We start from the raw sequence: 13,059 nt of genomic DNA, 5'->3' as shown, positions 1-13,059 counted from the left end.
CACGTTTCATTTTTTATGGAGTGAACAGTGGCAATACAGTAAAGTCCTCTGGGACGTTAACTAAGTACAAATTTCCATATCCGTTCTTATCGCTTGTAAATAGCACACGCTTGCCTTTTGCATCAAAACGCGGATGTGCATGCACTTTCTGAGAATGAAAGCTGCAGCGCAACTCACACAGCATGCGAGGTCCATCGTACACTCCATCCTGCTTTCGCCAAATGCTTAGTGTCTTCACTGCGCTTTTGCCGTCAACGATCGCTTGACCCAAACCATCTGAATAACCATGCCAAGTATCAAAATTAAATTCCGTTTCTTCAAGCTCTGTATTGTCATAGCGGATGCTGCCGAAGAAATTCGTCCCGTTCGTACGGAACCCATGGTAGCCAATCGTTACGCCGTCAGGATAAAAAAATTCGTGGCCGACCTTCTCCTCAGGCTCGAGACGTTCACGGATTTTCCACGCATGGCCTGTGCGCAAATCAAGTCCCCAGATGCGGTGATCGACCAAATGCCAAGGTCCCTCATGACAAAATGTCATCAGCCAAGGCTCCTTGGGAGACGCATTGATATGCGTAATAAAGCGGTTTGCTTCATAGATCGTTTCCGCACCGCCGTTCACTGCGTCGATGCGCACGATCATGCTATGGGGAGCTGCTTCCATGAGTTCTCGATGCCCCACATAACCGTTGCCGAGATCGAGTCGAATCCGGTGCGATAAATCTTCTTGGACACAAGTACAGACATGTTGCCCGTCGGCGCTGGCGCTTACATTGCCGAGATGATATCCCGCAGGCGCTTCATATACCACTTTTTCATCAAAATCTCCTAGTAGATCTAGACGTATGATCCGTGTTCCGAGCTTTATATATACAGCGCTCCCATCCGGCAGCAAGCACGCATCAAGATGATCATTTCCCGGGTAATTGGTCAGCTGCGTAATCACACCAGACTCAACGTGCAGGCTATACAAATTAGTACTATTACCACGATCCGAGACGAAGATAAGACGCTGATCCTGATCATACCAACCGCTTTCCGTAAAATATAAATGATGGCTATGCGACTTATAATCCGTCAGTTGTATCACTTCAAGGCCAGTGAATCGGTCCGTTGCCGATTTTCGCTCCGAGGGCCATATTGTTCCTTTTGTCATACGATCGCCTCCTTATTATCCATTCATTAGACCTAGTTGACCTACAACCAAGGTTTCAATCCTTCCCAGTTCACGTTCCAACTGCCATCCTGCGGAAACCCCGGGTTATGGGAATTCGAACTGCCTTCCCAGCCAGCAGCCATCATCGCAACAGCCGTCAATAAACCTCCGTTACCTGGCAAATAAGCGGACAAACCAACTCGCTGATAGTTGTGACCATTGGTTAAATACGTATTTTTCGCTGCATCCATAAGCAGGAAGTCCACTGCCAGGTCCGGTTCACCTAGTCTTGCCGCCGTCATGGCACACATCGGGAAGTCCCAGCCCCAAGCGGAGCCCCATTTCCATACCTCTTTCACCTTCAGCAGCGTGTTCAACATCACCTGACGGTCAATCCTTGTTCCAGGTAAAATGCCAAGCGCACCGAGCATCGATGGATGGTCGTGATTTTTGGCTGTAAAGGTATCCGGGCACTGCTCATGGGCCAGATAAACACCTTCAGCCTGCGGCGGATCGGCCATCATCCCGGCAACCTGTGACCACTTCGGATTCGGTGTTTCCTGCAGAAGCTCCGCCCAACGGACCGCGATCTCCAAACCATATTTCCAGTACTCCAGCTCGTACGGAGGATTTTTACTTCCCGCAAGCGAGTGGCACTCCTGCGCTGGAATTAGCGGTGGGCCTAGATCGTAAACTTGCTTCGCTTCATCCAAATAGGCAAAAGAGACCATGAAATCCGCTGATTCATAGACAATATCACGGAATCGTTCCAGCAGCTCCCTCGTCGGCTGAGCTTTATAACATAGCTCCGCTAGTGTCATCGGGTGCGGCTGCTGCCAGATCAACCCTGGCGCAACGGGCGAGGGGCAAGGTTTTCCTTCGAAGTCGACCATTTTGGGCCAGCGGGCACCTTCATATCCTTGTGACTGCGCGAGTTCGCGGGCAACCGGCAAGATCCGGCTGTACCAATCCATACTTTTCAGCAGGATGCTCTCTCTTCCCCAAAGCGGGAAATGCGCGCCATGCCACCAATGCATCTCCAAGTGCGACTTGCCAAACCAGCTGTTGTACATCAGTCCCGTCTCTTGCGGTGGCAGGGAGCCACCACTGTGCATAGCACACAGGAACTGCGAAAGAACAACGCGTCTCTCCAGCTCGTAAGCTCGTGGATCCGAGCTGCCAGAGAAATCGATTGCCGCTCCGCTGAGCCAAAATTTCTCCCAGTGAAGCTTGCTCGCTGCCATCGTCTCTTCAAATGACGGGGCTATTTGCGCTGATTCCGGGGCAAAGGTCACAGAAAATTCAATCAATTCAACTTGCTCAGATGGAGGGAACAGCGTAAATTCATGCGCTCCTGTCCGTGTAAGAGTGCCAGCACTCCAAGCCCAGCGCAGCTCATATTTATCTTCATCCATCATACGTTCTAGCAATGCTTCATTGCTGCCGCCTTCGCGAAGTTCCGTCCTGTGCCTATTGTCGTTGTCCCAGTCAGGAAACACAGCCTTCGCCCAACTTGTATGCGTCATATCCGGCGCAGGGAAACGGACGAACACCTGCAGCCGGCCTTGCGCGATTAGTCCTGATTGCACACGCACACCAATCGCATCAATGGAAGGATGACAAGCGGTGGTAACATGAACCAGTACGCCTTGAATGGTATAAGCGCTAGTCAGCACGCCCGACCATAGATCGAGCTGCTGGCTGATCAGCGCCACATCGGTTGCTTCAGCCACTTCACCCGATTCCAGCAGGAAGCGAAAAGAAACTCGGCCTAGTTGCAGGCGATGCGGATTCATCCTCAGCCAGTGATAGGCCTCCGCAGTACTCCCAGGTTTCATCGGGTAACCGACCAGTCTGCCATGCGTATCGAACATTTGGTGTTCGACATCTTGATCCGTAAATCGATTCCGTCCACCCGTATAGTGCCAACCCCAGTTGGACTGCGTACCTAGCGGTACCTCATATTGATCTGGGAATGTCTGTAATCCCGTGATGTCTGCGCTGAAGGCGAATTCACCATTCCCCACAGAAAATGGGGACAAAGGGTCCCATTTATGCAACTCAGGATTGTGCCGCTGTATGATTTGTCGTCTGTCCATAGTTCCTCCTATGTTCATTTATCCGATCCGACCAACACCGCTTGTCTATTCCAGCATAGTGTCCGTACGGGTTCTCATCATATCCCGGTATTTGCCCGGGGTGATATTCTTGAATTTGCGGAAGCTTCGAATGAAGCTGTTCTCGTGCTGATAGCCGACCATAACCGCGATATCCGAAATCTTGTATTCGGTCTTCAGCAGCAGATCCGCCGCACGTTCCAAACGCAGACGCGTCAAATAGTTATAGATGGTTTCTCCCGTTTCTTGCTTGAAAATCTGACTGGCCAGACTGCTGCTAATTCCGACATCGTCAGCAATCTCTGGAATACCGATTGTCTCACTCAAATGCTGCTTCATATACTCAATCATGCGGTGGCATGTGATAAAATCCTTGCTTTGAATTAGTTTATGGAAGCGCTGAACCAGCGGCTGGACACGCTTGCTGAGTTCCTCTTGTATGTCTCCTAAATGAAGCGTGTTGAATCTCTCGAACGCGCTGCCCTCGGCAGATTCGTCGTCAGCCTGCCATAACTGCTCAATACGCTCCAGCACTGCCCGTAGAAAAGTTAAAGCGGCAGAAGGATACCCATAATTGCTTCGCACATCGGAGATCAGACGTTCAACCGCTTCCAGCGATCCTGTCTCGTCCCCCGACTCAATCAACCGCGATAGCTCATCTAGCTTACCTGCGTCCACAACCGTCTCCATCACTTCATGCCCCGATACCTCATGAAACGGAATGATCTGCCCATAGCCTTGATAAAGCCGATAATTCAGGGCATTCTCAGCTTCCAGCATCGCCTGACGCAGGCGAGCAACTTCTGTTTGAGGCGTACTTACACCTGCCGAAATGCTAAACTTGAGCAGACTGGAGACGACCTCAACTGCTTCCTCCAACTTCCGCTCAAGCACGATCCCCGCTTCAAGCGGCTGCAGCAAGATGGCCATCTTGTCTTTGCCAAAGTCGGCACAAACGACCCTCCACCTTTGTTCGAACAGCTCAGCAACGATGTTAGCCATAGCGAACTTCAATAATGACTGATCGTCGCCCGTGTACTTGCGCGACCATTCCTCATATTGGTCGATCGATATAACGGCTACCGTAAAGGGCTCTGACGACCATTCACCAAAGTAGCGATGCCACTTTTCCTCTACATCCCGCTTGCCCGTTAAGTTCCCCGTATACATATCATAAAGCAGCTTAGATGAAGCCTCCGACATCGTCTCTCTTACGAGCTGAGACAGATGGGCATGGTTAGTAAGCAGTTCACCAGCCAGCTTCTCGAGATCTATGCCTTCGGAATTCATGGACTTGCGGTCGTAGCTGCTAAACAACTGCATCAGCCTGCGAACAGGGCGGAAAGCAGCGGCATTGATGTAGAAAATCGTCGCGCATCCGAGCGCCAGTGCTGCCACGGAGACGGTCAAGACGACATTGCGAACCTTCTTGGACTTGGCCAGCAGACTGTCCTGCACGACAATGGATACGTATTTCCAGCCCGTTACATCTGAAACAAGCTGATTGACCAGCAATTTGCGATTCTGATGGGTAATGTCACTGCTGCCGTCTTCCCTGAGCTGGGCTAACGCCTGCCGAATCGACTCCTGGTCGAAATCATAGTTGGAGACCGCGTACAGGATCTCATCATGCTCGTCGATGATGTAACGCATCCGATTTAGATTGTTTAATACAGGAGGATTCAGCTTGGCGAACAGCTCCTCATCCTTGAGATTGACAGTGACAATTCCCTTGAACTGTCCTTGAATCATGATTTTGCGAAATAGTGTAACTTCGGAGCCTTTTCTACCGGCGCCTTCCGGCACCTGACGCTTCTTGATCACCGTCATGCCATCACCGAACTCATCGACGACATTAATCCAATCTGAATCGTCAAAGTTCAGTTTGCTCGAGCTGTAGCCCTGCGGAATGGCGATGAAGCTCCCTTTGGTCATGTCATACACATAGATGCTCTTAATATACTTAGAATTGCCTATCAGGGTAGACAGCAATTGATAGAGCTCTGATATGTTGGCGTACGAATTCTGTACCTCACTGGTCAGAAACGTATAAATATTTGCGTTCAAAGCAACTTGAATAGCGGCCTTATCACTCTCTTTGATAGCGTCATCAATAACGTTCATATTCAATTGAAGCATTTGGCGCTGCGGCTCGCTGAGCTCTTCCTGCAGGACAGACTTTGACGTATAGTAGGATGTCAGGCTGACGGCTAGAATGATTAGAAACACCGATACGGTTAAAATGAGTACGAGCCGGGTTTGCGTATGGGCTAAATTGTATTTCAGCCATTTTTTGAAGGATTGCATCACGTTGGGGTTCCCACCTTATTAGGAGATCTTACTATTATAGCGCGATCCGTTCCCTCGCGACACGTTCCTTCCCGGTTGCCCATTCTCACTTTCACTCTGTACAACCTCAGCTTTTGATTCCTAAGCTGTTCATCATGGCATTCGCTTCAATCCCGGCCAAGAGCACGATGCCAATCCCGTGTGTGTCATTCAGGTTCCAGCCAAGTTCATGCTTATAATACGCGTTCGAGTAGGACCAGCTGGAGCCTTTGCATACGCCGTACAAGTTCCCGTGCTTATCAATGACGCGAGCGCATAAGCCATTCCAGCCGGACATCACCGCCGTTGTGAACGCTTGAGGCTCTTGCAGCCAGCCGTGACGTACACCAAGTGCGAAACCATAGATGAACATCGATGTACACGAAGCCTCTTCATACGACTCAGGATCCGTCAATACCTGATGCCACAAGCCGCTTTTGCCCTGCAGCCGGAGATAACCTGCCGCCAACTCCCGGTAAAAGAGAAGTATATCTTTGTAGTTGGAATGCCCTTTCGGCAGTGCTTGCAGCAGTACAGAGAGCGAGAAAAATACCCAGCCATTCCCCCGCCCCCATGTCGTAAGTGACGGCTTTCCACTGCTTACGTCATAGACATGAGACATGATTTGCTGATCAGGCATATATAAATACTTTTTATATAACAGCAGTTGGCGGGAAGCTTCCTCTACATATCGTAAATCCCCGGATAACTCGCTATACCGGCATAGGAACGGCACACTCATATACATGTCATCGCACCACATTGTATTATGCATGCTTGGCGATACGCCGACACGACGGTAAAGCGTCCCATCCTCCAAACGGTCTTGCACATTCATAATGTAGTGGGCGATGTCATCCGAAACCGCACGCGCTCCCTTCAACTGCCGCAACCGGTTCGCTAGAATCGCGAGCGCTCCGAAGGATCCGCAGTCATCGAGACTGTCGATATGCGATAACTGATTATTCAAGCCAGCTGCTCCAAAATGCTTCCGATCCCAGAGGGAATAAGCAAAGGTTGACGTCGCAAATTCCACGTGACGGGTTACGTAATCCGTCATATCGCTGCGCGCTAGCAAACGGCTTGTCTCAAGCAGCCCGAATAAGGTTACGCCGAGCGGATAGTTCCAGCGGCCGAAGAGTTCGTTCTCGAGAAAAGGTCTAACGTAAGTCCCAGGCTCATTCGTCGTCCAGAACACCTCACCTGTAGAACCGACTGCAACCGTATCCATCTTCATATAGTCATCCGCGCGCAGCTCGGTGTCGGCAGCGAATGGCCCCAGATGCAGCCATTTGCCAGCGTAGCCATGAACTTTGATTGGCGTGTTAAGCACTGCACTCTTCAAATCCCCAAGCAGTTGAAACCCCCAACCCTCGCTACTACACGTGCTGTATGCCACGAGGCTTCCGCTTCGCCGACACGATTCTAAATTGAAACTGAACGAGCCTGCCCCAGCAGCTTCATAGACCTTATACCCATTCCAAAAGAAGGTTACCGGGCCATAAGTAACCCCAGCAACGGTCACGGGACCGGTCATTGCCGGGTCGACTCGCACGGATGTCCAAGAGATGGCCTTCAATCCAGGATGCAGACCATAAAGTTGTTCCAAACGGCCTTGCCAATTATCGCTGTCTCTGCTGTCTGCGCACTGCGGCAGCCAAGAAGCCGCACCTACTACCTCTTCCCTCATCGTCGCAGCTGGAATTTGTGTAAGCGGGCTTTCCTGCGGAGTCGTATAGATCCAGCCTTCTTCTCCCTCACGCTCTAGCGAAGGTGCAAGAAAAGTGTAGGGCTTATTCTTGCGATTGCCAGAGCCAAATTCCGCTCCGCAGCAACCATCTGCGCGTTTGCCAAGCGCCAAAACAAAATGGTTCCAGCCCCGGACCAGCCCAATCTTCAGCTTCAGCGGCGATGCCCCTTCCGCTTCCTCCTCGGGAGAGGAGCGGAAACGCTGCTCCCCATTGTGATACAGTCCGACAGGACCGAGACATCGAAGAAGAAATACAAACTCTTGCGGCTCCTCGATCCACAGCTTCGCCCAAGCGTATACCTGCTGACCCGTGCGCATCTCAGGAAATATACGTTCAATTGGAAACGAATACGTATGGTTTTCAAGCTTACGGATTTCACTCGAACGTGTCACCCTGTACACCGGACCATGCGGCGGATGCTCGCCGATGTAACGCTGAGCCATCACGGTCAGCACATGGGGAATGTTGGTACCGTCCGCTTGAGCGGCCATACTCTCCTCTGGATCTATATAGCGGGTTAATGATGTCGTCACTCTCCTGCCACTCCTTTTCCGCTCAGACTGAGTGCCTTCTTCGAGAATCCCCCGTTAAGTACTTCCTCGATGGTAACGGGGCGGTGCTCCTTCACAGAGCGCCATACGGCTTCCCCGGTCGCCACCGAATACGCGCCATCCACGGCTCCGGATAAAATCCGGTAAGGCCGCCGGCGATCCTCGCCCATAAATAAATCCTCAAGCAATAGCGGGTCTCCGCCTCCATGCCCACCTTCTCGGTGCACCACATGGATCGTTTCCTTAGAGCCAAACAGCGGGTAATAATCGATGGTCTGCACGGGTGTCGGAAAAGGGGTACGACTCGGCATATGATACTCCACCGACTCTAGTCTCCCCTTTGTGCCGTTAATGGCTAATCGATACCCCTCGTATGGCAGGGAGAAGTTAACCGAATAACTAAGGAGTGCGCCGCCATTATATTTAACCGTTGCTGCATAGGTATCCTCAATATCTATTTGAGAATCGAAGATACATTGATCAGGCCGATAATCCGAGTAAGGAAACTTACTTTTCACCGCTCCCAGCGAACCGAGATGATCGTCCTGCACTTGAATATTTTTGCTTCGTGTGTTCCAACGTGAATAATAGTCGCAATCCTCTGTTTGCTCACACGTCGTGCAGTAACGGCCGTCCACTTTACTGGGGTTCGCTTCCCCTTCAACTCCGTAATAGTTCAAGGCACCATAGGCGAATACCTCGACAGGTTGCTGCCCGATCCACCAATTCACCAGATCGAAATGATGCGTGCATTTATGAATGGATAACCCTCCGGACAGCTCCCTAACCCGATTCCAACGTTTAAAATAACTTGAACCATGATAGGTATCGAGATACCAATTCAAGTCAATCGAGGTAATCCTGCCAAGCTTGCCTTCCAGAAGCATTTCCTTAATCTTCGTATGAATCGGTGCATAGCGGTAATTGAAAGTAACCGTGACCGTCCCTTTACTAGCTGATTCAGCCTCCATCACACGTTTTGCGTCTTCTCCCGTTGTCACCATCGGCTTCTCCGTGATCACGTCCAAATCATGCTCAAGAGCCGCTATGATATATTTCGCATGGGTATCGTCACGCCCAGCCACAATGATGACGTCAGGACGCGTCTCTTCAACCATCCGGTCAAATTCAAGCTCCCCGTAGGTGCCGATCTCCTGCTGCTCCGGAAATCTCGTCCGAAATAGCTCGAAGCGAGCTTGGTCGCGATCCAACAGGCCGACGATCTCGTTTCGAGCGGAGAACGTCGACAATATAGGCTTGGCGAACATTCCAAGCGCCCGACCGCTTACCCCGCAGATGGCATATCGCTTTTTCATGAGCTACATTCCCTTCCCTGCCTGCTGTAATTTATCTTCTCAGCGCATCAGGGCCCGCAGGAAGCTATGTAGGCTCTGCGGGCGGACCTTTACGCCGGTCATCACGTTGTTACTTTTTCACCTTCGCATACCATTCTTGGGCGCGCTCTGTTACCTTATCGCCTCCCGATTTTTTCCAACGGTCAACAAATTCATCGAATTTCTCCATTGGCCATTCACCGATCACGATTTTGGTCAAGTATTCCTGGAACAGCTTATGCGATTGAATATCTGGAAATCCTTCGTATACCGTGTTCGGCAGTCCGTCTCCTGCAATGCGTCGGGCATCCGCCGTGTTGACGATGAACATATCTTGCACCATCTTCTGCATGTTCTCCGGAATGGTTTCTTTAATCCGAATATCCATATCTTCTTTGGTTGTCAGATTACGCATGCCCAGAGCAAGCGGACGGCTATCCTCTGGCGGCAGCAGTACCTTTTTGCCATTCACGACCTGATGTTGAAGCCCTTCAATTCCAAAACGAATGAACTCATCGTTGCTTGTATCATAGAAAAAGTCGAGCAGCTTCAGGGACGCTTCTGCTTTATTCTTGGCTCCTGCTGGAATGATCCATTCCGGCTCACCCATCGTTTTCATCGTAACGAAACCTTGGAAACCATCTACTTTAGGCACCGGCATGCCAACGATATAAGCATCTGGCGCCCCCTTCAGCATCGCGGTATACCGATCGCGTACACCAGCCGGGAGATGGTACCAGCTGCCAACCAGATTATTGTTGATTTTGGCCTGCCAAACGTCGCCTTTGTTAAGGAAGGTCTCGTTATCGAGCAGCTTGTCTGCATACAGCTCGCGGATATATCCGATAGCTGCCTTCATGTTAGGGGTAACGCCTGCATACTGAATCTTGCCGTCATACAGGTCCCACTCCGGACTCCCTTCCCACATGGCGACACCGTACATGCCGAATAAGTGATCAATCCACTTGCCGAATTCTCGGCCCGAGGTCGGCAGCTCGTCTTTTAATCCGTTGCCATTCGGATCCTTATCACGGAATGCCTTCAGCACTTCCTTATATTCAGATGCAGTCTTCGGCATAGGCAATCCGACCTTATCCAGCCAATCCTTACGAATCATCGGTGCGCGCTCAGGAACGAGAAACACCTTGGGCACATAGTAAATATGGCCATCCGACGAGGCTGAACGAACGACATCCCACGCCTCCTTGGGAATGTTTTTCCACACATTAGGTGCGTACTTCGGAAGAAGATCTTCGAGCGGCAATGCTCCACCCTGTTTAATCAATGTCTGCTCGATGCCGCCAATCGGACGTAGAATGTCCGGCAAATCGTTCGAAGCAATCATCAGATTGAGGAACTCAGTCGGCTCTGAGCCCGGAGGGGTGGTCGTCAGCTGATATTCAACGCCTGTTTTCTCTGCTACATATTTGACATGCGCGTTGTTAGCATCTGGAATGGTGCCTACGCCCATGTGACTTTTGAACACCTTCACCTGTACAAGCTTGCCGTTCTGGGCGCCGCCTTCTGCGACAGGCGTGTTGTCTTCCGTTTGCGCACAACCCGCAAGAACTGTAACGGCAAGCAGCGAAGCCACTGCTGTAATCGCTACCTTTTTCCCGACTAAAAGTTTCCTCATGCATATATCCTCCCTTTTATGGCACGTCAACGATTCTTGCAAATTTGCTATATGAAGCCAGAATACCAGCTCTATATCTGTTGCTATTTACTCCTTCAACGAACCTAGCATCGAACCCTTTACAAAATACTTCTGCAGGTACGGGTATACTAAAATAATGGGCACGGTCGCGAACAGAATTGTAGCCGCTTTCAACGTTGTCGTATTAAAATCATAATCGCCAAGGAACAGGTTCACAGCAGCAAGTTCCTCCGGTGACTGCAAGTAAGCGCGAAGCTTCATTTGCAGCGGCCATTTGTTGGGATCACGGATGAACAGAACTGCCCTCTGAAAAGTGTTCCAATAGCCTACGGCATAAAACAAGCTGACAGTCGCGAGCACTGGCTTGGATAAGGGCAGATAGATCCGGAACAAAATGCCTGCATCGGTGCAGCCGTCCATACGCGCTGAATCATCGAGCTCCGCAGGGATACCCATAAAAAATGTCCGAATAATAATCATGTTAAATGTTCCAATCAACCCTGGCAAAATCAGCGACCACAAAGAGTTCATCATGCCTAGTTCCCGAACTGTCAGAAAAAATGGGATCATCGGTGCATTGAAAATCATCGTAATGATAACAGCCAGCATAAACGGCTTGCGGATCAGAAATTCCTTGCGGGAAAGCGGGAACGCTGTCAATACAGAAAACAGCATGCTTAGCATCGTTCCAACAACCGTAATGTACACCGTTACTCCGAATGCGCTCCACAATCCTTTATTTTGCAGAATATGCCCCCACGATGCCAAGGTAAATTCTACCGGTAGTAAGAACACCGTCTTCGAATCAGCCGCAATGGGTGAACTGAGCGATACCGCCAACAGGTGGACGAGCGGCATCAACATCGTGCATGCAGCTCCGGCCAGGAACAAATAATTGAACACTTGGAAAAACTTTTCTCCATATGTCTGTTTCATCACCACAACCCCTGTTCTGTCTTTCTCGCCATCCGGTTAAAGATCCACAGCAGCGCGAAGCCAATAACTGACTGGAATAGTCCAATAGCTGTCGTAACGCTGTACTGGCCCTGCAAAACCCCGGCCCGGTACACATACGTCTCAATAATATCCCCCACAGAATACGTCATAGGCGTCAGCAGGTTATAAATCTGGTCAAAACCGAGCTCCAGAAAATTGCCGATGTTCAGTAGGAATAGTACTAGAATCGTAGGAAACAGGATCGGAAGCGTAATATGAAGGGTTTGCTTCCAACGGTTCGCCCCGTCCATCACAGCTGCTTCATATAAATTCGGATTGATACCGGTAATTGCGGCAAGGTAAATAATCGTGCCCCAGCCGACTTCCTTCCAAATGCCCGACAAGACAACAATCGTTCGAAAATAACTCTGCTGCTGCATAAACAAGATCGGCTCGAGACCGAACCATCCACGAACCATGTTGGCTACGCCTTGCGTGGACAGCAGTTCAAAAACGATGCCCCCGACAACGACCCACGATAAAAAGTGCGGGAGATAGAACATGCTCTGCACCACTCGTTTTACCAGCATCAGCCTCACCTCATTAAATAGAAGCGCTAGAATAATAGGCGCAGGAAATCCGAACACGAGGTGATACGTGGCGATTGTCGCCGTGTTTCTTAATACATGGTAGAAATCTTGATACGTGAAGATGAACTTGAAATTGTCCAACCCCACCCACGAGCTTCCCAACATGCCTTTGAATATCTGATAGTTCTGAAAGGCAATGACACTCCCCATGAGCGGCACGTATTTAAAAATAAGGTAATAAACGAGCCCGGGGATGATCATTAGATAAAGCATCCAATGCTTTCGCAAATTCAGGAGATACCGGTTTTGCGCAAACTTCACATGCTTCATGTCTCTGTCTGTGATTCCGGGCTTAGTTTCCGTATACAACTTTGCCACTGTCGCAAGCCTCCTTCACGTCTAGTACCGTCATCTTACTTGCTAGGGAGATGCCATGACAATCGTTCAATCCTCTAGGATATGAACCGATCCGCGATTTGCACATTTCCCCAGGATTTGAGAGCTGATACAAGAAAGTGTTCATGCACGAATACCTCTTTTAGAGCATATAAGTTAGTTCTGCATGATGCCACTCCCCTATAAATCTAGCTAGTGTGGAGGAATTGTGCATGCGTTGGAGCATCGGTTCATTCTGAATTT

General features: G+C 50.1%; 8 protein-coding genes. All 8 read right to left on the bottom strand.

Annotation, left to right across the window (positions count from 1 at the left end; translation table 11 throughout):
- Positions 1-13: 13 nt before the first annotated feature.
- The 8 genes from AC58VC_RS18200 to AC58VC_RS18165 all read right to left on the bottom strand — a co-directional run bounded on the left by AC58VC_RS18200 (position 14) and on the right by AC58VC_RS18165 (position 12,750).
- Entirely contained in the window at positions 14-1,156 is a 1,143-nt protein-coding gene (locus tag AC58VC_RS18200; protein WP_497370217.1) for an oligogalacturonate lyase family protein, read from the bottom strand.
- Between the two features lie 41 nt (positions 1,157-1,197).
- Complete coding sequence (locus tag AC58VC_RS18195; RefSeq protein ID WP_497370216.1) at positions 1,198-3,255, bottom strand: glycoside hydrolase family 65; 2,058 nt, start codon at positions 3,253-3,255, stop codon at positions 1,198-1,200.
- Between the two features lie 45 nt (positions 3,256-3,300).
- The gene (locus AC58VC_RS18190; RefSeq protein ID WP_497370586.1) at positions 3,301-5,580 is read right to left on the bottom strand and encodes a helix-turn-helix domain-containing protein; all 2,280 of its coding nucleotides are present in this window, start codon (positions 5,578-5,580) and stop codon (positions 3,301-3,303) included.
- Between the two features lie 109 nt (positions 5,581-5,689).
- Positions 5,690-7,885: a glycoside hydrolase family 88/105 protein gene (locus AC58VC_RS18185; protein WP_497370215.1), complete on the bottom strand. Its 2,196-nt coding sequence runs from the start codon at positions 7,883-7,885 to the stop codon at positions 5,690-5,692.
- Positions 7,882-9,219: a Gfo/Idh/MocA family protein gene (locus tag AC58VC_RS18180; RefSeq protein WP_497370214.1), complete on the bottom strand. Its 1,338-nt coding sequence runs from the start codon at positions 9,217-9,219 to the stop codon at positions 7,882-7,884. Before AC58VC_RS18180 ends, AC58VC_RS18185 begins: the two co-directional genes overlap by 4 nt.
- A 109-nt stretch (positions 9,220-9,328) precedes the next feature.
- Positions 9,329-10,873: an extracellular solute-binding protein gene (locus tag AC58VC_RS18175; protein WP_497370213.1), complete on the bottom strand. Its 1,545-nt coding sequence runs from the start codon at positions 10,871-10,873 to the stop codon at positions 9,329-9,331.
- A gap of 87 nt (positions 10,874-10,960) precedes the next feature.
- Positions 10,961-11,830 carry a carbohydrate ABC transporter permease gene (locus tag AC58VC_RS18170; RefSeq protein WP_497370212.1) on the bottom strand — a complete coding sequence of 290 codons (870 nt, stop codon included), beginning with the start codon at positions 11,828-11,830 and terminating at the stop codon, positions 10,961-10,963.
- Positions 11,830-12,750 (bottom strand): ABC transporter permease, encoded by a 921-nt coding sequence (locus tag AC58VC_RS18165; RefSeq protein ID WP_497370585.1) that lies wholly within the window; start codon positions 12,748-12,750, stop codon positions 11,830-11,832. The genes AC58VC_RS18170 and AC58VC_RS18165 overlap by 1 nt, the downstream gene beginning before the upstream one ends.
- Between the last annotated feature and the right edge of the window lie 309 nt (positions 12,751-13,059).

Source organism: Paenibacillus sp. J22R67, assembly GCF_059692175.1.
This window is presented reverse-complemented; position numbering and strand designations above follow the sequence as displayed.

What these genes read in the sequence shown, in the direction of transcription:
- AC58VC_RS18200 (WP_497370217.1), bottom strand. Translation starts at nt 1,156, where the DNA reads ATGACAAAAGGAACAATATGGCCCTCGGAGCGAAAATCGGCAACGGAC.
- AC58VC_RS18195 (WP_497370216.1), bottom strand. Translation starts at nt 3,255, where the DNA reads ATGGACAGACGACAAATCATACAGCGGCACAATCCTGAGTTGCATAAA.
- AC58VC_RS18190 (WP_497370586.1), bottom strand. Translation starts at nt 5,580, where the DNA reads ATGCAATCCTTCAAAAAATGGCTGAAATACAATTTAGCCCATACGCAA.
- AC58VC_RS18180 (WP_497370214.1), bottom strand. Translation starts at nt 9,219, where the DNA reads ATGAAAAAGCGATATGCCATCTGCGGGGTAAGCGGTCGGGCGCTTGGA.
- AC58VC_RS18175 (WP_497370213.1), bottom strand. Translation starts at nt 10,873, where the DNA reads ATGAGGAAACTTTTAGTCGGGAAAAAGGTAGCGATTACAGCAGTGGCT.
- AC58VC_RS18170 (WP_497370212.1), bottom strand. Translation starts at nt 11,830, where the DNA reads ATGAAACAGACATATGGAGAAAAGTTTTTCCAAGTGTTCAATTATTTG.
- AC58VC_RS18165 (WP_497370585.1), bottom strand. Translation starts at nt 12,750, where the DNA reads ATGAAGCATGTGAAGTTTGCGCAAAACCGGTATCTCCTGAATTTGCGA.